20 protein-coding genes are annotated in these 19,536 nt (G+C 72.5%); 4 read left to right on the plus strand and 16 right to left on the minus strand.

Annotation, left to right across the window (positions count from 1 at the left end):
- Positions 1–29: 29 nt before the first annotated feature.
- Complete coding sequence (locus ACIA8F_RS23030; protein WP_399381345.1) at positions 30–788, minus strand: TIGR00730 family Rossman fold protein; 759 nt, start codon at positions 786–788, stop codon at positions 30–32.
- 64 nt (positions 789–852) lie between these two features.
- A complete protein-coding gene (gene dapE, locus ACIA8F_RS23035) occupies positions 853–1,932 on the minus strand; it encodes a succinyl-diaminopimelate desuccinylase (protein ID WP_399381347.1) in 1,080 nt (359 codons plus the stop codon).
- A 78-nt stretch (positions 1,933–2,010) separates the two neighbouring features.
- On the opposite strand from dapE, the gene ACIA8F_RS23040 reads away from it, so the two are divergent.
- Together ACIA8F_RS23040 and ACIA8F_RS23045 are read left to right on the plus strand one after the other, a co-directional pair.
- Positions 2,011–3,006, plus strand: a complete 996-nt coding sequence (locus ACIA8F_RS23040) for a hypothetical protein (RefSeq protein WP_399381596.1) — start codon at positions 2,011–2,013, stop codon at positions 3,004–3,006.
- Positions 3,007–3,293: 287 nt separating this feature from the next.
- The gene (locus ACIA8F_RS23045; RefSeq protein WP_399381349.1) at positions 3,294–3,629 is read left to right on the plus strand and encodes an ATP-binding protein; all 336 of its coding nucleotides are present in this window, start codon (positions 3,294–3,296) and stop codon (positions 3,627–3,629) included.
- A gap of 104 nt (positions 3,630–3,733) precedes the next feature.
- On the opposite strand, the gene dapC is transcribed toward ACIA8F_RS23045, so the two are convergent.
- Entirely contained in the window at positions 3,734–4,831 is a 1,098-nt protein-coding gene (gene dapC, locus ACIA8F_RS23050) for a succinyldiaminopimelate transaminase (RefSeq protein ID WP_399381351.1), read from the minus strand.
- Positions 4,832–4,943: 112 nt separating this feature from the next.
- Positions 4,944–5,273: a ferredoxin gene (gene fdxA / locus ACIA8F_RS23055; protein ID WP_030713714.1), complete on the minus strand. Its 330-nt coding sequence runs from the start codon at positions 5,271–5,273 to the stop codon at positions 4,944–4,946.
- A 117-nt stretch (positions 5,274–5,390) separates the two neighbouring features.
- Here fdxA and ACIA8F_RS23060 point away from each other — a divergent pair, with 117 nt between their 5' ends.
- Together ACIA8F_RS23060 and ACIA8F_RS23065 are read left to right on the plus strand one after the other, a co-directional pair.
- Positions 5,391–6,380, plus strand: a complete 990-nt coding sequence (locus ACIA8F_RS23060) for a GNAT family N-acetyltransferase (protein WP_399381353.1) — start codon at positions 5,391–5,393, stop codon at positions 6,378–6,380.
- The gene (locus ACIA8F_RS23065) at positions 6,377–7,168 is read left to right on the plus strand and encodes a tetratricopeptide repeat protein (protein ID WP_399381356.1); all 792 of its coding nucleotides are present in this window, start codon (positions 6,377–6,379) and stop codon (positions 7,166–7,168) included. The genes ACIA8F_RS23060 and ACIA8F_RS23065 overlap by 4 nt, the downstream gene beginning before the upstream one ends.
- Positions 7,169–7,416: 248 nt before the next feature.
- Here ACIA8F_RS23065 and ACIA8F_RS23070 read toward each other — a convergent pair whose 3' ends face one another.
- From ACIA8F_RS23070 to ACIA8F_RS23125, 12 genes are all read right to left on the minus strand, one after another.
- The gene (locus ACIA8F_RS23070; RefSeq protein WP_399381358.1) at positions 7,417–8,034 is read right to left on the minus strand and encodes a DNA-binding response regulator; all 618 of its coding nucleotides are present in this window, start codon (positions 8,032–8,034) and stop codon (positions 7,417–7,419) included.
- Positions 8,035–8,197: 163 nt separating this feature from the next.
- On the minus strand, positions 8,198–9,394 hold the full coding sequence (locus ACIA8F_RS23075; RefSeq protein WP_399381360.1) for a sensor histidine kinase: 1,197 nt from the start codon (positions 9,392–9,394) through the stop codon (positions 8,198–8,200).
- Positions 9,395–9,399: 5 nt separating this feature from the next.
- Positions 9,400–10,155, minus strand: coding sequence for an ABC transporter permease (locus ACIA8F_RS23080; RefSeq protein ID WP_399381362.1), 756 nt, complete (start codon positions 10,153–10,155; stop codon positions 9,400–9,402).
- A gap of 5 nt (positions 10,156–10,160) precedes the next feature.
- Complete coding sequence (locus ACIA8F_RS23085; protein ID WP_399381364.1) at positions 10,161–11,108, minus strand: ABC transporter ATP-binding protein; 948 nt, start codon at positions 11,106–11,108, stop codon at positions 10,161–10,163.
- 143 nt (positions 11,109–11,251) lie between these two features.
- The gene (locus ACIA8F_RS23090) at positions 11,252–13,249 is read right to left on the minus strand and encodes a hypothetical protein (RefSeq protein ID WP_399381366.1); all 1,998 of its coding nucleotides are present in this window, start codon (positions 13,247–13,249) and stop codon (positions 11,252–11,254) included.
- Between the two features lie 390 nt (positions 13,250–13,639).
- Positions 13,640–14,023, minus strand: coding sequence for a DUF6113 family protein (locus ACIA8F_RS23095; protein ID WP_399381368.1), 384 nt, complete (start codon positions 14,021–14,023; stop codon positions 13,640–13,642).
- A complete protein-coding gene (gene mshB, locus ACIA8F_RS23100; RefSeq protein WP_399381370.1) occupies positions 14,020–14,928 on the minus strand; it encodes an N-acetyl-1-D-myo-inositol-2-amino-2-deoxy-alpha-D-glucopyranoside deacetylase in 909 nt (302 codons plus the stop codon). The genes ACIA8F_RS23095 and mshB overlap by 4 nt, the downstream gene beginning before the upstream one ends.
- Positions 14,929–15,021: 93 nt before the next feature.
- Positions 15,022–15,216 (minus strand): hypothetical protein, encoded by a 195-nt coding sequence (locus tag ACIA8F_RS23105; RefSeq protein WP_266904827.1) that lies wholly within the window; start codon positions 15,214–15,216, stop codon positions 15,022–15,024.
- A 357-nt stretch (positions 15,217–15,573) separates the two neighbouring features.
- Complete coding sequence (locus tag ACIA8F_RS23110) at positions 15,574–16,602, minus strand: ABC transporter ATP-binding protein (protein WP_399381372.1); 1,029 nt, start codon at positions 16,600–16,602, stop codon at positions 15,574–15,576.
- Complete coding sequence (locus ACIA8F_RS23115) at positions 16,595–17,569, minus strand: ABC transporter ATP-binding protein (RefSeq protein WP_399381374.1); 975 nt, start codon at positions 17,567–17,569, stop codon at positions 16,595–16,597. The genes ACIA8F_RS23110 and ACIA8F_RS23115 overlap by 8 nt, the downstream gene beginning before the upstream one ends.
- A gap of 12 nt (positions 17,570–17,581) precedes the next feature.
- Positions 17,582–18,589 (minus strand): ABC transporter permease, encoded by a 1,008-nt coding sequence (locus ACIA8F_RS23120; RefSeq protein WP_399381375.1) that lies wholly within the window; start codon positions 18,587–18,589, stop codon positions 17,582–17,584.
- Positions 18,582–19,505: an ABC transporter permease gene (locus ACIA8F_RS23125; RefSeq protein ID WP_399381377.1), complete on the minus strand. Its 924-nt coding sequence runs from the start codon at positions 19,503–19,505 to the stop codon at positions 18,582–18,584. The genes ACIA8F_RS23120 and ACIA8F_RS23125 overlap by 8 nt, the downstream gene beginning before the upstream one ends.
- Positions 19,506–19,536 lie beyond the last annotated feature (31 nt).

Below are 19,536 nucleotides of genomic sequence, written 5' to 3' on the forward strand. Positions count from 1 at the left end.
CCGGGGGCCGGCGTGGCGGTCGGCGGGTGCTACCTGGCGACTTCCTTCGTCACGAGGGCGATCGCCTCGTCCACGTCGTCGGTGACGTGGAACAGGTAGAGGTCCTTCTCCGAGGCCTTGCCCTGGGCGATGACCGTGTTCTTCAGCCAGTCGATGAGCCCGCTCCAGTACGCCGTGCCGAACAGCACGATCGGGAAGCGGGTGATCTTCTGCGTCTGGACCAGGGTCAGGGCCTCGAACAGCTCGTCGAGGGTGCCGAGCCCGCCCGGCAGGACCACGAAGCCCTGGCTGTACTTCACGAACATCGTCTTGCGGACGAAGAAGTACCGGAAGTTCAGCCCGAGGTCGACGTGCTCGTTGAGCCCCTGTTCGAAGGGGAGCTCGATGCCGAGGCCCACCGAGAGGCCGTTGGCCTCGCGCGCCCCCTTGTTGGCCGCCTCCATCGCGCCCGGGCCGCCGCCCGTGATCACCGCGAACCCGGCTTCCACGAGCGCGCCGCCGATCCGCACGCCCGCCTCGTACTCCGGCGAATCCACCGGCGTCCGGGCGGAACCGAACACGCTGATCGCCGGCGGCAGCTCCGCCAGGGTGCCGAAGCCCTCGATGAACTCCGACTGGATGCGCAGGACCCGCCACGGATCGGTGTGCACCCACTCGGAGGGCCCGGCCGAATCCAGCAGCCGCTGGTCCGTCGTACTGCCGGCCTGCACCTGGCCCCGCCTCCTCAGCACCGGCCCGAGCTGCTGCTCCTCGGGCCGATGACGAGCGGACCCTTCAGGGTTGCCCATGATGTGCTCCCTCCTGCTGATCGTTGGATCAGGTTAGGCGCACAAAGGTGACGAGAAGCGGAATTCAGGAGGTCAGCCAGGCGCGGAGTCGTTCCTCGCAGTGGAGGATGGCCTTGGTTTCCACTCGCTCGTCGGCCTTGTGGGCCAGGAGGGCGTCGCCCGGGCCGTAGTTGACGGCCGGGACGCCGAGGGCGCTGAAGCGGGAGACGTCCGTCCAGCCGAACTTCGGCATGGCGTGTCCGCCGACGGCTTCCATGAAGGCGGCGGCGGCCGGGTGGGAGAGGCCGGGGAGGGCGCCCGGGGAGAGGTCGTCGATCACGAACTCGTCGATGTCGCAGTCCGCGAAGACCTCGCGGACGTGGGCGATGGCCTCGTCCGTGCTGCGGTCGGGGGCGAAGCGGAAGTTGACCGTCACCGTGCACGCGTGCGGGATGACGTTGTTGGCGACCCCGCCCTCGATGCGGACGGCGTTGAGGCCCTCGTGGTACTCCAGGCCGTCGATCACGGGCTTGCGGGGCTCGTACGCCGCCAGCGTGGCCAGGATCGGGCTCGCCGCGTGGATGGCGTTGGAGCCCATCCAGCTGCGCGCGGAGTGGGCGCGCTCGCCGGACGTGCGGAGCAGCACGCGCAGGGTGCCCTGGCAGCCGCCCTCGACCTCGGCGTTGGAGGGTTCGAGGAGGACGGCGAAATCGCCGGTCAGCCAGTCGGGGTGGGCTTCGGCGACCTTGCCGAGGCCGTTGAGGTCGGCGGCGACCTCTTCCTGGTCGTAGAAGACGAAGGTGAGGTCCCGGTTCGGCTCGGGGACGGTGGCCGCGATGCGCAGCTGTACGGCGACGCCCGACTTCATGTCGGTGGTGCCGCAGCCCCACAGGACGTCGTTCTCGTCGAGGCGGGAGGGCACGTTGTCGGCGATCGGCACGGTGTCGAGGTGCCCGGCGAGTACGACGCGTTCGGCGCGGCCCAGGTGGGTGCGCGCGACCACGTTGTTGCCGAAGCGGTCCACGGTCAGGTGCGGCAGGCCGCGCAAGGCGTGTTCCACGAGGTCGGCGAGTACCTTCTCGTCGCCGCTCACGGAAGGGATGTCGACGAGCCGGGCGGTCAGCTCGGCGGCGTCCAGGGTGAGGTCCAGCTCGGATTCGGACATGGAGCTGACCCTAACGCCCCGGGCTGCGGCGAAGCCTTGTCCGTCCGGCCGATGGACGCGCCATATGGCTCAAGTACGGTGGGCGGCGTGCCGCAGACCGATCCCTCCCGACCTCGCCGCCGCCGGCGCCCGCTCCGCTGGGCCGCGGGGTTCCTGGTGCTGGTGGCGGTCGCGGGGTACTTCGTGGTGCAGCGCGCGTCGAACGACAACGGCGGCGTGCCCTACTGCACGGTGTCGGCCGACGGGAAGAGCGGTGCGAAGGGCTCCGGCCAGTTCGGCGAGATGTCCCCGGAGCAGGCGTCGAACGCGGCGGTGATAGCCGCCGTCGGGGTGTCCAAGGGGATGCCCGACCGGGCGGTGACCATCGCGCTGGCCACGGCCATGCAGGAGTCGGCCCTGCGCAACCTCGACCACGGCGACCGCGATTCGCTGGGCCTGTTCCAGCAGCGGCCCTCGCAGGGCTGGGGCACGCCGGAGCAGATCATGGACCCCGTGTACGCGGCCGGGATCTTCTACGACCGGCTGGCCGAGGTCAAGGGGTACTCGCGGCTGCCGCTCACGGTGGCGGCGCAGAAGGTGCAGCTGAGCGGTTTCCCGCAGGCCTATGCGAAGCACGAGCCGGAGGCCACCGTGCTGACCGCCGCCTTCACCGGCGCCGGCCACCTGACCTGCACCGGGCCCGCGCCCGTGCGGGCCGGCGATCCGGCGAAGGTGCGGGCGGAGCTGACCCGGCTGCTCGGCAAGAACCCGCTGTACACGCTGCCCGCGGCGGGCGCGGGCGCGGGCGGCGGGGCCGGCGGAGGTGACGGGGCGGCCGCCGGGTCCGAGGTGACCCTGGTGGCGAAGGCCGGCGGCGGGGAGGCGGCGGCGCGGACCGGCCAGGTGCTCGCGCAGTGGGCGGTGGCCGGCTCGCGCGAGCTGGGGATCACGCGGGTCTCGTACGGCGCCGGGTCCTGGGTGGCGGGCAAGGACGGCGACCGGTGGCGGGAGCGGAGCGCCGCGGCCGCCGGGAACGGCGCCGCGGATCCCGCCGCGGCCGCCCCGGGCCAGGTACGGATCTTCGTGCGCGGCTGAGCCGCGGCGGACGGGCACGGACGGGCACGGACGGGCACGACGGGGCAGGGACGGGCCTGGACGGACGTGGACGGGCGTACGACCTGTCGCCCGTACGGGGGTGACCCGAACGGCGGACACGAGGCGCGTGGCGGGTCCGCAACCGCAGGTCGGCGCGCGTTCAGGGCGGTCGGGGCGGAAGCCGATTAAACGATCCGTTACTGATCCTTTACCCACCGGCTCCGCAACTCGCGCCCCCCTCCGACCGGTTGTCACGGCGTACTCAGCCGCTACCGCTTAGGAGCATCATGTCCCTCCCCCTGACCCGTCGGATCGCCCGTGCCGCGCTGCTCCTCGCAGCCGGGGCAGCGCCCGTGGTCGGTGCGGCCGGCGCGGCCAGCGCCGCGGGCCTGGAGTCCGTGCCGCAGCTGGGCGCGCTCACCGCGCCGGACGCGACGGTCGCCGCCGCGGGCGACACCGCCACCGGGGCCGTGCCCGCCGCCTCCACCCTGTCCGCGCCCGCGCCCGCCGGCGAGGTGACCGGCGCCGCGGGCAGCCTGCTGGCGGGACTCCCGCTGGCCGGCGGCGGGCTGCCGGGCGGACTCCCCGGCGGACTGCCGGGCGGGCTGCCCGGCCTCGGCTAGCAGCTGCCGCCGGAACACCGGAACCACCGAGAAACACCGAGGGGCCCGGGAGCACGAACTCCCGGGCCCCTCGGGCCGTCCGTGCGCAGTACGGCGCGGGCCGGTTACGCCAGCCGCTTGACCGCCGCCGCGACGCGCTCGTCCGTGGCGGTGAAGGCGACGCGGACGAACCGCGCACCCGCCTCGCCGTAGAAGTCGCCCGGTGCGACCAGGATGCCGAGTTCGGCCAGGTGGGCGACGGTGTCCCAGCAGGGCTCGTCCCGGGTCACCCACAGGTACAGGCTGGCCTCGCTGTGCTCGACGCGGAAGCCGTGCGCCTCCAGGGCCGTGCGCAGCGCCGCGCGGCGGGCCGCGTAGCGCACCCGCTGCTCCTCGACGTGCCGGTCGTCGCCGAGGGCCGCGACCGTGGCCGCCTGCACGGGGGCCGCGGTCATCATGCCGCCGTGCTTGCGGATCTGGAGCAGCTCGCCGAGGACGTCGGCGTCGCCGGCGATGAAGGCGGCCCGGTAGCCGGCCAGGTTGGACCGCTTGGAGAGCGAGTGGACGGCGACGATGCCCTCGTACGAGCCACCGCAGACCTCGTCGTGCAGGACGGAGACGGGCTCGGCTTCCCAGCCCAGTTCGAGGTAGCACTCGTCGCTGAAGACCAGGATCCCGTGCTCGCGCGCCCAGGCCACGATCCGTACGAGCTCTTCCTTGGGGAGGACCTCGCCGGTGGGGTTGGACGGGGAGTTGAGCCACAGCAGCTTCACGCGGGCCGGGTCGAGCTCGGTGGTGGGGTCGTCGTAGACCACCGGCTCGGCGCCGCACAGCCGCGCGCCGACCTCGTACGTCGGGTAGGCCAGGCGGGGGTAGGCCACCTGGTCTCCGGCGCCCAGGCCCAGCTGGGTGGGCAGCCAGGCGACCAGTTCCTTGGAGCCGACGACCGGCAGGACGTTGCGGTGCCCGGCGGTGCTCGCGCCGAGGCGGCTGCGCACCCACCCGGTGATCGCGTCGCGCAGGGCGGGGGTGCCCCAGACCGTGGGATAGCCCGGGGAGTCCGCGGCCTCGATCAGGGCGCGCTGGATCAGCTCCGGCACCGGGTCGACGGGGGTGCCGACGGAGAGGTCGACGATCCCGTCCGGGTGGGCCGCCGCCGTCGCCTTGTACGGCTCCAGCTTGTCCCAGGGGAAGACGGGAAGACGGGCTGAGACTGCGGCCACGCTGTGCTCTTTCCAGGAGGTCTTCGTTGTGCTGTCGGAACGGGCAAAACACCTCGGTCCCGTGCGGCTGCGAGCCGGACGGGACCGAGGGGCGCTGCTACTGCCTGAAAGGTCAGTGCTCGCCGTTGATGCCGGCGGGCAGCGCTGCGATGAAGGGGTGGTCGCGCTCGATCAGGCCGAGCTTGGAGGCACCACCGGGCGAGCCGAGCTCGTCGAAGAACTCGACGTTCGCCTTGTAGTAGTCCTTCCACTCCTCCGGGGTGTCGTCCTCGTAGAAGATGGCCTCGACCGGGCAGACCGGCTCACAGGCACCACAGTCGACGCACTCGTCCGGGTGGATGTACAAGGACCGCTGGCCCTCGTAGATGCAGTCGACGGGGCACTCTTCGATGCATGCCTTGTCCTTGACGTCGACACAAGGCTCCGCGATGACGTAGGTCACGCTCTCGTTCCTCCTCATAAGGGCTTTCCATATCGCGCGGGAGCGCGGCGTCGTCGATGCCCGCCTCTAGTATCTCCGTTCCCGGGCACGATCCGAACAGGAGGGGCGGACAGAGCTGTGGAAATCACTGCCGGTGGACGGCTGGAGATCCGGATTACACCCGCTGACGTGGGTAAACGTGTCTCTGTGCGACGGGTGGAGCGCGGCTCGGCCGGGGGCCCCTCTTTCACGGACACCGTAGGGGTTCTCACATCCTGGAACGCGGGTGTGGTCACGATCACACGAAAGACCGGCGAGTCCGTCCGCATCGCGGAATCCTCGCTGGTGGCTGGCAAGGTCGTACCGGCCGCGCCGGCCCGCCGCAGGGGTCCCGCGGCCTCCTTCGAGGAGCTCGCGGGGGTCTGCGCACGGGCCTGGGTGCCGCTGGAGAGCGAGCCGCTGGGCGAGTGGACGCTGCGCGCGGCCGGCGGATTCACCCGCCGGGCCAACTCCGTACTGCCGCTCGGCGATCCCGGCACACCGCTGGACGATGCACTCGCGCGAGTGACCTCCTGGTACGCCCGGCGGGGCCTTCCGGCCTACGTCCAGACCTCCACGGGCGCCGCGGGCACCCAGGAGCTGCTGTGCGCGGAGCTGGAGGACCGGGGCTGGATCCGCGAGGTGTCGGCCGACGTGCAGGTAGGCGGGCTGGCGGCGGTCGGTGACCTGGACGTGGACGATTCCCTGGTCGCGGGCGTACGGCTGACCCGCGAACCGGACGAGGACTGGCTCTCCCGCTACGGGCGGGTGAAGGATCCCGCAACCGCCCGCCGGGTACTGACGGAAGGCCCCTCGGTGTGGTTCGCGGCCGTGCCCGGGCAGGCGATCGGGCGGCTCGTGGTGGACGGCCGGTGGGCCGGGTTCGCGGCCGTCGAGGTCGACCCGGAGCACCGGCGCCGCGGGCTCGCCTCGGCCGTGATGGCGGCGCTGGCGCGGCGCGCGCTGGAGGAGGGCGCCTCGGCGGCCTGGCTCCAGGTGGAGAGGGACAACACCGCGGCGCGGGCCCTGTACGACGGGATGGGCTTCGGGGTGCACCACTCCTACCACCACTACCGGGCGACGGCGTGACCTCGTCCTGGCGGGAGCAGTTCGCCGCCGAGGCGCGGGCGGAGCGCCCCGATCTGGCCGCGCTGTGCCTGCTGCTGGCCGCGGAGGGCGACCCGGACCTCGACGAACGGGCCATGGACTGGGCGCAGATCGAGCTGGACCGGCTGGCGGGGATGCTGCCGTACGGGCTGCGGGGCGCCCGCGCGTGGGCCTCGGCGGTGAGCGAACTGCTGGGCGGGCGGATGGGCTTCCACGGCACGCCAGCCGACTACGACCGGCTCTCGTCCTCGCTGCTGCACGAGGTGCTGCGACGGCGCCGGGGGCTGCCGATCCTGCTGTCCGTGGTCTGGCTGGAGGTGGCCCGGCGGGCCGGGGCCCCGGTGTACGGGCTGGCCCTGCCTGGGCACTTCGTCGTCGGCTTCGGGGATCCGGAGGAGGGTGTCGTCGTCGACCCCTTCGCCGGGGGCGCCTCGCTGGGCGCGGGGCCGGCGGAGCTGGCGGCGGGGCCGCGGACCGCCGCGCGCACGATGGACATCGTGCTGCGGATCCTGAACAACATCCGGGCGTGGGCCTCGTCGCGGCCCGAGCACTCGGGGGTGGCGCTGTGGGCACTGGACCTGGCGCTGCTGCTGCCCTCGCATCCTGCGGCGTTGCGGTACGAGCGGGCGAAGCTGCTGGTGGAGCGGGGGGACTTCGCGGTGGGGGCGGCGGAGATGGAGTCCTACGCGGTGGTCGTGGACGTGATCGATCCGCCGTCGGCGGTGCGGATCCGGGCGGAGGCGGCGGCGGCGCGGGCCCTGCTGAACTAGCCCGTCGGCCCGGCTCGGCCGCACCCTTACCGCTGCGCGGGGCGGATTTCCCCGCTGCGACGCTTGCCGCTGCGCGGGGCAAAGGTCCCCTACCCGCCCTTCCACCGTTCCCCGGGTGCTGCCCGGAGCCCGGTCCTCAAGCGCCGGACGGGCTGGGAGGGGTACCGGGCTGCGCCCGGACCCCACGGGGCTCCGCCCCGGACCCCGTGCCTCAAACGCCGGCGGGGCTGATTCTCCGGACGGCTGGGTTACAGCCAGCCCTTTTCGCGGGCCACGCGTACCGCCTCCGCGCGGTTGCGGGAGGCCAGTTTCTGGATGGCTGTCGAGAGGTAGTTGCGGACGGTGCCCTGGGACAGGTGGAGGAGGGTGGCCAGTTCCGCGTTGGTGGCGCCGGACTCGGCGGCGCGCAGGACCTCCCGTTCGCGGTCGGTCAGGGGGTTGGCTCCCTCGGCGAGGGCGGCCGCCGCCAGGGCGGGGTCGATGACTCGCTCCCCCGCCAGGACCTTGCGCACGGCCGCGGCGAGTTGGGCGGCCGGGGCGTCCTTGACGAGGAAGGCGGAGGCTCCGGCCTCCATCGCTCCCCGCAGGTATCCGGGGCGGCCGAAGGTGGTCAGGATCACGATGCGCAGGGAGGGCAGGGCGGTGTGCAGGGCGGCTGCCGCCTCGATGCCCGTCATGCCGGGCATCTCGATGTCGAGGAGGGCGACGTTGACGTCGTGGGACCGGGCTGCGGCCACCACCTCGTCGCCGCGGGCGACTTGGGCCAGTACCTCGATGTCCGGTTCCAGTCCGAGGAGGGCGGCCAGGGCCTCGCGGACCATCGACTGGTCCTCCGCGAGGAGGATCCGGATCGGGCGGGGGCTCATGAAGGCGATCCTAGTGCTGTGGCCGGAAGGGTTTGCCGGGTCGCGTCGTCCGGTGCGGTGCATCGCAAGGCGGAGGACCACGCCTCGTACTGGACGTACTGGCGTGGTCCGACAACGCGGCGAGGTGCCGTGCCGGGCGGCGTGACCCGGTGAACCTTTCCGGTCACAGCACTAGGGGGCTCAGCGGAACGCTCGCCCGGAGCCGGAAGCCCGGCCGGTCCCGGGCGCGCTGCCCGGCCGGGCCCGCGGTGAGGGTGCCGCCCGCCGATGCCAGGCGTTCGGTGAGGCCCGTCAGCCCGTTGCCGGGGGTGCAGGGGCCGGCGCCGCCGTCGTCGGTGACCGTCAGCTCCGCCACCGGGCCCGCCAGGGTCTGCCGGGTGGCCAGGGTGACGGTGCAGCGGGCCGCGCCGCTGTGCCGGACCACGTTCGTGACGGCCTCGCGCAGCGCCCAGGCCAGTGCCGATTCGACCTCCTCCGGGAGCTGTCCGGGCCCGTCCGACGGGAGGTCCGCGAGGATGCCGGCCGCCGTCAGCGCGGTCCGCGCCCCCGCCAGTTCGCCCGGGAGCGTGGGCCGCCGGTAGCCGCTCACCGCTTCGCGTACGTCGACCATGGCCTGCCTGCTGACCTGCTCGATATCCGCCACCTGGCGGGCGGCCTCCTCGGGCCGGCCGGGCAGCATGCGTCCGGCGAGCTCGCTCTTGAGGGTGATCAGCGACAGCGAGTGGCCCAGCAGGTCGTGCAGGTCCCGGGCCATCCGCAGCCGTTCCTCGTTGGCGGCGAGCTGGGCCACCGTGGCCCGTGCCCGGCGCAGTTCGATGGTGGTGCGGATCATCGTGCGGATGCCGACCATGGCGAAGCCGCCCATCAGGGCCGGGATGAGCAGTCCGGCGAGGTAGGCCTGGCCGCCGGGCACCGTGAGGGCCGTGGCCGTCAGCAGGGCGGTCGCGCCGGGGACGGTCCAGCGGGAGACCTCCCCGGGCAGGGCGGCTCCGGAGGCGATGGCCACGTAGACGAAGAGCACGAGCCATTCGCGGCCGAGGCTCAGGGAGAGGACGGTGGCCTGGGCGGCGAGCACCGACACCGAGAACAGGACCCGGCGGGTCTCCGTCTGACGGCCGGTGCGGAAGACGAGGAGCAGGTACCAGGCGACGAACGCGGCGAGCCCCAGCCAGCCGAGCAGCCGGACGCCGAGGGAGTGGCCGCCGCTGATCAGGTCGGTGACGGGGGCGCCGAGGTAGACGAGCCAGACGCTGATCCACAGGGCCTTCACGATCCGCTGCCGGCCGTTCTCGGGCGGCACCCCGACCCCGGTCGCACCCGGCACCCCGGTCGGTTCCCCGGCTTGCGGGATGCTCGTCACGGCTCTCACGCCTTCAGGGAGTCCTTGCGGTACAGCCAGGCGGCGGCACCAGTGAACAGTACGAAGTAACCCGCGAGGATCGCCACGTCCTTGGCGTCCGGCGCGCCGCCCAGCTCGATGGCGTGCCCGAGGCCGGCGTAGGCGGTGGTCGGGAGCCATGCGCAGATGTCCTGCAGCCACTGCGGGAAGGCGGCGGTGGGCATCCACAGGCCGCCGAGGATGGAGAGGCCGAAGTAGCAGAGCATGGTGATCGGGCGGACGTTGTCCCCGCTGGCGAGGTAGCCGAGGGCGACGCCCAGGGCGGCGAAGACCAGGCTGCCGGCCCAGATGGAGCCGGTGAGGGCGAACCACTGCCAGGCCTCGAACCGGACGCCCTTGGCGGACGCGGCGACCGCGAAGACGACGAGGATCGCGGGGAGCGAGAGCACGCCGGCGCTGGCGGTCTTGGCGATGACGTAGCCGTGGCCGGGCAGGGAGGTGAGGCGCAGCTGGCGGACCCAGCCCGCCTCGCGCTCCTTGGCGATCCGCTCGCTGTTGCCCATGAGGACGGCGGTCAGCGCGCCGAAGGAGGCCATCGCCACCATGTAGAACGCGGGCATGGTCAGTTCCGTGCCCATGACCTTGGTCGTGCCGCTCAGGGTGCCGCCGAGCATCAGGAAGAGGGCGGCCGGGTAGAGCACGGTGAAGAACAGGTACTTCTTGTTGCGCAGGGCCCGGGTGACTTCGAGCCTGACCAGTTTGACCGTTCCGGGGTTCGGCATGGTGTTCAGGCCTCCTCGGCCGCGGTGAGGGCGATGAAGGCCTGCTCCAGGCCCAGTCCCGCGACCTCCAGGTTGCGGGGGTACAGGCCCAGGGCGTACAGGGCGTGGACGGTCGCGTCGGCGTCGCCGGACTGGAGCCGGACCGTGTCGCCGTGGCGTTCGAAGCCGGTGAGGTGCGGGAGTCCGCGCAGGGCCTGCTCGTCGGCCGCCGGGCCGGTGAGGTCGAAGGTGATCCGGCGGGCGCCGGCCTTGGCCTTGATCTCGGCGGCGGTGCCGTCGGCGAGGAGCCGGCCCTTGCTCAGGACCAGTACCCGGTCGGCGATGGCGTCGGCCTCCTCCAGGTAGTGCGTGGCGAAGAGGACGGTGCGGCCCTGGGCGGCCTGCTCGCGCATGGTGGCCCAGAAGGCCTGGCGGGCTGTGACGTCCATGCCGGTGGTGGGCTCGTCGAGCACGATCAGGTCGCTGTGTCCGGCCGTGGCCAGGGCGAAGCGCACCCGCTGCTCCTGGCCGCCGGAGAGCTTGTTGACCAGCCGGCCGGCGATGTCGGTGACACCGGCGAGGCCGAGGACCTGCTCGGCCGGGTACGGGCGCGGGTGCAGGGCGCAGGCCAGCTCGACCAGTTCGCGTACGGTCACTTCCTCCATCAGGCCGCCGGTCTGGAGCATCGCGCCGACCCGGCCGGCCACCACGGCCTCGCGGGGGGTGGTGCCGAAGAGCCGGACGGATCCGGAGTCGGCGGGGCGCAGGCCGAGGAGCAGGTCGAGGGTGGAGGACTTGCCGGCGCCGTTGGGGCCGAGGAGCGCGACGGTCTCGCCCGGGTACAGGGCGAGGGACAGGCCGTCGACCGCCCGGACCGGGCCGTAGTTCTTGGTGACGTTCTCGAAGCTCACCACGACACCGTCGGGGGCGGGTCCGGTGGCGGCGCCGGGCCGCGTCGCTGTCTTCGTCTTCATGGCTCAAGGCTCGCCCGTACGGGGGTCCGCGCGGCAGTGTCCCGCGTCGTGAGGGCCGCATGACGGATGTCATGCGGCCGGGGTGACGCGGATGCGCCGGAGCCCCTCCCCGGCCGGTCGGGGAGGGGCTCCGGTGCGTGCGGTCAGCTCGGGTTGGTGGGGATGACCGCGGTGCGCTCGGCGGTCGTCTTGCCGCGCAGCGCCTTGCCGAGGACTCCGGCGACGTCCTGCGGGGTGACGGCGGTCTTCTCGCCGGTGCCGCGCATGATGAGGACGCCGTCGAAGGTGTTCCCGTAGGCCGTCTTGAGGGCTTCCAGGTCGTACTTCTCGACGAGGTGCCCGTCGACGACCTGCATGCTCAGGATCTTCGGCAGGGACTTGGCGCCCAGCGGGATGGACTTGGTGCCCGCCTTGACGAGGACCGGCGCCGACATCGCGGGCTGGGCGAAGTCCTTCATGGCCCGGTCCAGTTCGGCCTGGTCGACGACCGGGTCCTTGGTGGCGACCGGGAGCGTGACCGGGGCGGCCTGGCCGGTGGCGACCATGTCGTGGAAGGCCTTGGTGACCAGGCTGACGGAGCCGTCCACGTCGAGGGTGGAGCCGGGCTTGCCGGGAACGGCGAGGGCCTTGCCGGTGTCGAAGGTGATGGTGCCCTCGGTGGCGGTACCGGCCGTGCCGGCCAGCTCCTGGAGGGCGACCCGCAGCTTCTCCTCGTCGGTGGGCAGGACGGCCTCGGCCTTGCGCTCGCTGCCGAAGAGCGAGCCGATGACCGTGACGGGGTTGTAGTCGCTGCCCGCCGCGTTGCGGACGGTGGTCTGGCTGTCCAGGCTCAGGCCGGCCTTCTCCGGCTTCAGCTCGACCGGCTTGCCGCCGACGGTGAGCTGGAGCGGGGCGACGGCGCGGTTGCCGAAGGAGGTCTGGAGCTTGGCGATCGCCTCGTCACGGCTGCCGCTGATGTCGACGCCCTCGACGGTGGTGCCCTTGGGGACGTCGGAGTGGTTGAGGAGCAGGCCGGCTCCGTAGGCCACGCCGAGCAGCACGAAGAGGGCGCCTCCGAGGAGGGCCACCTTGCTGCGGCCCTTCTTGGCGGGCTTGGCCGGGGCGGGCGCGGGGGCCTTGCCCTTGGCCTTGGCCTTGTTCGCGGGGGCCGGGACGGGCGCGGGCTGCGGGTATCCGGCCGCGTCCACCTCGGGGCCGGGCCACCTCGGCTCCTGCGCCCCGCCGACCGGTACGGAGCCCAGCGCGGGCCCGCCGGTCGGCCCGTCGGGTCCGCCGCCGCTGCCGGGCCAGGCCGGGGCGGGCGGTACGGGGGCGATCAGGGCCTTGGCGACGGGACCGGTGGTGGGGCCGGAGCCGTAGTCGACGCCGGCCTGCGGCACGGGCGGTCCGGCGGGGCCGGGGCCCTGCGGGGCCGCGGGGGCGCCCGTACGGGGACCACCGGGTCCGGCGGGCGGCGCGGGGTAGCCCGCACCCGGCCCGGTGCCGACACCGGGGCCGCCGGGGCCGGGGCCCATGGGCGCACCGGGGCCGGGGCCCATCGGAGCACCCGGGCCGGGGCCCATCGGAGCGCCCTGGCGCGGCCCGGCCGGGCCCTGGGCGAAGCCCTGCTGCGGGGGCCCGTCGAAGCGCCGGCCGCCGGCCTGCGCCGGGGCGGGCCCGGGACCGCCGGGACCGGGACCCATCGGAGCACCGGGGCCGGGACCCATGGGCGCGCCGGGACCGGGACCCATCGGCGCACCCGGACCGGGACCCATGGGCGCGCCCGGGACCGGGCCGGGGCCCTGCTGCGGAGGTCCGTCGAAGCGGGGGCCGCCGGCCGGGGCCGGTCCGCGCCCCGGGACCGGGGCGGGGCCCTGCGCCGGGCCGGGGCCCTGTGCCGGGCCGGGCGCGGAGCCGGCCTTGCGCGGGGCGAACCAGTTGCTGGGCATGTCCCCGCCCGGACCCTGCTCGGGCGCGGCCGGCGGGGCGGGCGCGGGCTCGGGCGCCTGCCCGGCCTCGGCTTCGGGCATGGCCTGGCGTACGACCACGGGCGGGATCGGCCGCGAACCCGGGATGTTGATCCGGATCCGGGTCGTCAGCTGGGTCTCCGTCTTCGGCCCGTCGGAATCGGGGGTGGACGGCTTCGCGGGCGGTGCGGTCACTGAACTCTCCTCCGGGATGGTCGCCGCGCCCGGACCGGGGGGCACTGCCGTGGTCGGATACTGGCCTGATCCGTGCGCCGGCGTGCCCGAGGGGTACGCGGCTCCGCCGCGCCCAGCGGGCCCGGCGGACGGACTGTCAGTATCACGACTCAAAGCAGGTTCTCCCGATCGGCTCCGCCACCCGTCATAGCGTGCGCGGGCAGCTCGGCGGCCGGTCCACCATACTGGCCGCCGCCCGCACGCACCCGGCCGCCGGGAACGAAGGGTTCCCCTTGACCTCCTGCGCGGCCCCTCCGTGCCCCTTCCGGGCACCTGTCGCCGGACCTCCGGGGGCTCGCGCACGCGGCGGCCGAGCCGCTCGTCAAGGCGTCGCGTGCGTCCGACGCCGTGTCACCCGGCGTTCCTGGCGGCCGAAAGCGGCCGTTCCCCCGGGAGGCTGATCGTGGCGCACATCACAGCGAGCACCACTCCACCCAAAAGGTAGGCGTACATGCTGATTCCGGACGAACCGAGCAGGAAGTCGCCCTCCGCCCGGGGCACGCCGAGGAGTACGTAGGAGAGGAACCAGCCACCCGTGGCCGCGCCGACGCCGATGCCGGTGCCCAGGGCGATCCGGGCGCCGAGGAACAGGCCGAAGAGCCCGAGGAGCGCGAGCGCCAGTCCGGCCGGGAACCAGAGGTCGACGACGAGCCAGCCGGCCGTTCCGGTCAGGACCCCGGCCGCCAACAGGCCCAGCAGGGCGGCGATCCGCCCCGCGCTCCACGCGCCGGTCATGCCCGCACCCCCGCGAAGAGGTCGCGCTCGCGCTCGCCCGCCGGGACACCCGGCTCGCCGAGGACCAGCTCGTAGTACTCGTGGGTGAACAGCGGCTGCGCCAGGTCGTTGGAGAGGGCGAAGACGGGCCCGTCCACCGCGATCTGGGTGGCATGGGCGCGCATCGCGGCGGTCTTGGCGGCCACGAACGCCTGCTCGGCGGCCTCGTCCCCGCCGATCTCGGCGGTGATGCGCTCGTCGGCGACCACCCCCGGCACGTCGTCCGGTGCGGCCGGCGCCGGAAAGGGCACCTCGCTCCCGGCCTCGCGGAGCCGGGCGAAGCCCTCCTCGACGACCGTGCGCGGGACGCGGTTCCAGTAGAGCTTCTCGATGGCGTGGGGTGCGCCGAGGTCCGTGCGGTACGAGGGTTGCGCGGCCAGTTCGGCGGCGCGGGTGGCGACGCGGTGGGCCTGGATGTGGTCGGGGTGGCCGTAGCCGCCGTCCGGGTCGTAGGTGACCAGGACCTGGGGGCGCAGTTCGCGGATCACCTCGACGAGGTACCCCGCGGCCTCGTCCACGTCGGCGGACCAGAAGGCGCCGGGCCGGTGGTTCTGTTCGGCGCCCATCATCCCGGAGTCCCGGAAGCGGCCGGGGCCGCCGAGGAACCGGTGGTCGGCGACGCCCAGTTCCCGCATGGCCTCGGCGAGCTCGCCGATGCGGTGGGCGCCGAGGGCGTCCTCGCGGTCGGACGTCAGGTGGGCGAGGTCGGCCGGGATGACCTCGCCCTCCTCGCCGAGCGTGCAGGTCACCAGGGCGACGTGGACGCCCTCGGCCGCGTACTTGGCCATGGTGACGCCGTTGTTGATCGACTCGTCGTCCGGGTGCGCGTGCACGAGCAGGAGCCGACGGGCGGGAAGACCGTTCATGGGACTCACCCTACGAGCTGCGCGGGACCCGGCGCCCACGACCCCGCGCGGCGTCGCCCGCGCGGGCCCCCTGAGTGCCCCTGAGTGCCCGCGCTAGAACTTGAGGCCGCTGATCATGCTCGCCACGTTGGACGTCAGCTGGGAGAGCGTCGGAGCCACGGTCGAGCTCGCCAGATAGAAGCCGAGCAGTACACAGACCACTGCGTGACCCGCCTTCAGGCCCGAACGCCGGACCAGCAGGAAGACGACGACTGCCAGCAGCACCACGGCCGAGATCGATAGTGCCACGGCGTTTCACCTCCACGTCGAGCGGACATCGGGTTCGCGTACTCGCAACTCGGTGCTCGGCAGAGTCATACCCACCGTGCGCTACGGATCATAACTATCCGTACCCCGACATCGATCGATTCCGGCAGCACGAGGGGCGCACGCCGCGCACGTCCGGGGTCACAGGAGTGCCGGCCGGGGAAGCTGTACGCCTCCCCGGCCGGCTGTCGGCACCCGCACGGCCGCACGGGATCAGGCTGCACGGCCCAGATCTCGGGACAGAAACGGTCAAGTTGCCTGTTTGTAAACCGAGTTGTGGATATGCCAGGTGCCGTTCACAGCTGTGGCGAGAAATGAGCGGTCGCGGGGGCCCGCAGCTCACTCCTTGGTCGGTGGAACGACGGTCCGCTCGGATGCGAAATGGCAGGCCGAGGGGTGGGCCGCCGGCCCGCCCGGGAGGAAGGCCGGGATCTCCAGCAGCGGGACCTCCGAAGCGCAGCGCGCCTCGGCCTTCCAGCAGCGGGTGCGGAAGCGGCAGCCCGAGGGCGGGTTCGCCGGGGAGGGCACGTCGCCGGAGAGGATGATCCGCTCGCGGCCCGCGCGGGCCTGCGGGTCGGGCACCGGGACGGCGGAGAGCAGCGCCTGGGTGTACGGGTGGGTGGGGTGGTCGTAGATCTGCGTGTCGGTGCCGATCTCGACGATCCGGCCGAGGTACATGACGCCGACCCGGTCGGAGATGTGGCGGACGATCGAGAGGTCGTGCGCGATGAACACGTAGGAGAGGTTGAACTCGTTCTGGAGGCGCTCCAGGAGGTTGACCACCTGGGCCTGGACGGAGACGTCGAGGGCGGAGACGGGCTCGTCGGCGACGATGATCTCGGGCTGGAGGGCGAGGCCGCGGGCGATGCCGATGCGCTGGCGCTGGCCGCCGGAGAACTGGTGCGGGTAGCGGTTGATGTACTCCGGGTTCAGGCCGACCACGTCCAGCAGGTCCTGGACCTTGCGGCGCCGGTCGCCCTTGGGGGCCACCTCGGGGTGGATCTCGTAGGGCTCCCCGATGATGTCGCCGACGGTCATGCGGGGGTTCAGCGAGGTGTACGGGTCCTGGAACACCATCTGGATGTTGCGGCGTACGGCCTTCAGGGCGCGGCCGGACAGCTTGGCGAGGTCCTCGCCCTTGTACCTGATCGCACCCGCCGTCGGGCGTTCGAGGTTGACGAGCATCTTGGCGACGGTGGACTTGCCGCAGCCCGACTCCCCCACGATGCCGAGGGTTTCGCCGGCCCGCAGGTCGAAGGAGACCCCGTCGACGGCCTTCACGGCGCCGACCTGCTTCTTGAACAGGACGCCCTGGGTCAGCGGGTAGTGCTTGACCAGGTCCTCCACCACGAGGATCGACTCAGCCACCGAGGCACTCCTTCCAGAAGAAGCACGCACTGGCGCGGTCCGGTCCGACCTCGGCCAGCGGCGGTACGTCGGTGCGGCAGACGGCCCGGGCCATCGGGCAGCGCGGGTTGAAGGCGCAGCCGGGCGGGATGGCCAGCAAGTTGGGCGGCAGTCCCTTGATGGCGTACAGCTCCTGGCCCTTCTGGTCCAGGCGCGGGATGGAGTCCAGCAGGCCGCGGGTGTAGGGGTGGGCCGGGTTCCGGTAGATCTCGTGGACGGGGGCCGACTCGACGATCCGGCCGGCGTACATGACCGCGATCTTGTCGGCGACGTCGGCGACCACGCCCAGGTCGTGGGTGATCAGGATCAGGCCCATGTTCAGCTCGCGCTGGAGCTCCGCGAGGAGATCCATGACCTGGGCCTGGACGGTGACGTCCAGGGCCGTGGTCGGCTCGTCCGCGATGATGAGCGAGGGTTCGAGGGCCATCGCCATGGCGATCATGATGCGCTGGCGCATGCCCCCGGAGAACTGGTGCGGGTAGTCCCCCACCCGCTCGCGGGCCGCCGGGATCTTCACCCGGTCCATCAGCTCGACCGCCTTGGCCCGGGCGTCCTTGCGGGACATCCCGCGGTGGACCTCGTACATCTCGCCGAGCTGCGCGCCGACGCTCAGGACGGGGTTGAGGGAGGACAGGGCGTCCTGGAAGATCATGGCCATCTCGGCGCCGCGGATCTTCCTGCGCTCCTCCTCCTTCATCTTCAGCAGGTCCTTGCCCTTGAAGAGGATCTCGCCGCCCGCGATGCGGCCCGGCGGCATGTCGAGGATGCCCATGACGGCCTGGGCGGTGACGGACTTGCCGGAGCCGGACTCGCCGAGCACGGCGAGGGTCTCGCCTTCGGCCACGGAGTAGTTGACCCCGTTGACGGCCTTGGCGACTCCGTCCCGCGTCTTGAATTCCACGTGCAGATCGCGCACTTCGAGCAGCATGTGCGGGGCTCCTCAGCGCAGCTTGGGGTCGAGGGCGTCGCGCACCGCGTCGCCGAGCATGATGAACGCGAGCACGGTGATGCTGAGCGCGCCCGCCGGGTAGAGCAGCATGTGCGGGGCGTTGCGGATCTGGGAGGCGGCGTTGGAGATGTCGATGCCCCAGGAGACCGTCGGCGGGCGCAGGCCCACGCCCAGGAAGGACAGGGTGGCTTCCAGGGCGATGTAGGTGCCGAGCGCGATGGTGGCCACGACGATGACGGGTGCGATGGCGTTGGGGGCCACGTGCCGCAGCAGCATCCGGCCGTTGCCGGCGCCGAGCGCCCGCGCGGCCTGGACGTAGTCGTTCTGCTTGGCGGTGATGACCGAGCCGCGGGCGATGCGGGCCAGTTGGGGCCAGCCGAGCAGCACGATGAAGCCGACGACGGGCCAGACGGTGGTGCTGGTGACCACGGACAGGAAGACCAGGCCGCCGAGGACCACGGGGATGCCGAAGAAGATGTCGGCGACCCGGGAGAGCAGGGCGTCGCCCCAGCCGCCGAAGAACCCGGCGAGCCCGCCGAGCGCGGAGCCGAGGAGGGCCGCGCCGAGGGTGGCGCAGATGCCCACGGTGATGGAGGCGCGGGCCCCGTAGACGGTGCGGGTGTACACGTCGCAGCCCTGGGTGTCGTAGCCGAAGGGGTGGCCCGGTGAGGAGCCCTGCTGCGATTTGGACAGGTCGCACTGGAGCGGGTCGCCGCTCGCGATGAGCTGGGGCCAGATGGAGATGACCACGAGGAAGAGGATCAGCAGCGTGGAGACGATGAAGACGGGGTTGCGGCGCAGCTGGTGCCAGGCGTCGGACCACAGGGAGCGGGCCTTCTCCTGGGGGCCGCCGGGGGCTCCCCCGAGCTCCTTCTCCAGTGACTCCCCCTCTTCCAGGGCGAGATCCATGGCCCCTCCCTGGCCGGTGGGGGCGATGGCCTCGTGGGGGCCGGGGCGCAGCGGATCGTAGGCGGCGTGCTCGGGGTCGGGCTCAGGCATAACGGATCCTCGGGTCCAGGACCGCGTAGAGCAGGTCGACGAGCAGGTTCGCCAGCAGGAAGACGATCACGAGGATGGTCACGAAGCCGACCACCGTCGGGGAGTTGTTGCGCAGGATGCCCTGGTAGAGCTGGTAGCCGACCCCGTGGATGTTGAAGATCCGCTCGGTGACGATGGCTCCGCCCATCAGGGCGCCGATGTCGGTGCCGATGAAGGTGACCACGGGGATCAGCGAGTTGCGCAGCAGGTGGCGGGTGACGACCCGGCGGCGGGGCAGGCCCTTGGCCACGGCGGTGCGGACGTAGTCGGCCTTGACGTTCTCGGCGATGGAGGTCCGGGTGAGCCGGGTGACGTAGGCGAGGGAGACCAGCGCGAGCACGATGCCGGGCAGGATCAGTTCGCTGAAGGGGGCGTCCGGGGAGACGGTGGGCCGCACCCAGCCCCATTTGACGCCGAACAGGAACTGGAGCAGGTAGCCCGTCACGAAGGTGGGCACCGAGATCACCACGAGGGTGAGGACGAGCACGCTGGTGTCGATGGACTTCCCGCGCTTGAGTCCGCTGATCACGCCGAGGGTGATGCCGACGACGATCTCGATGGCGATCGCGACGACGGTCAGGCGCAGGGTCACCGGGAAGGCGGAGGCCATGAGTTCGGTGACCTTCTGGCCGTTGAACGCGGTGCCGAAGTCGCCCTGGAAGATCTGCCCCATGTAGTGCAGGTACTGCTTCCACAGGGGCTGGTCGAGGTAGAGGTCCTTGCGGATGCGCGCGGCGGTGGCCGGGTCGGGGGCCTTGTCTCCGAAGAGGGCCGCGACCGGGTCACCGAGCGCGTACACCATGAAGAAGATCAGGAACGTGCTGCCGATGAACACGGGGATCATCTGGAGCAGTCGCCGGATCACATAACGTCCCATGGACTGCTCCAGGTTCGATCCGTCTGAAGGG

This window comes from Streptomyces sp. NPDC051563 (assembly GCF_044454225.1).
GTDB lineage: Bacteria > Actinomycetota > Actinomycetes > Streptomycetales > Streptomycetaceae > Streptomyces.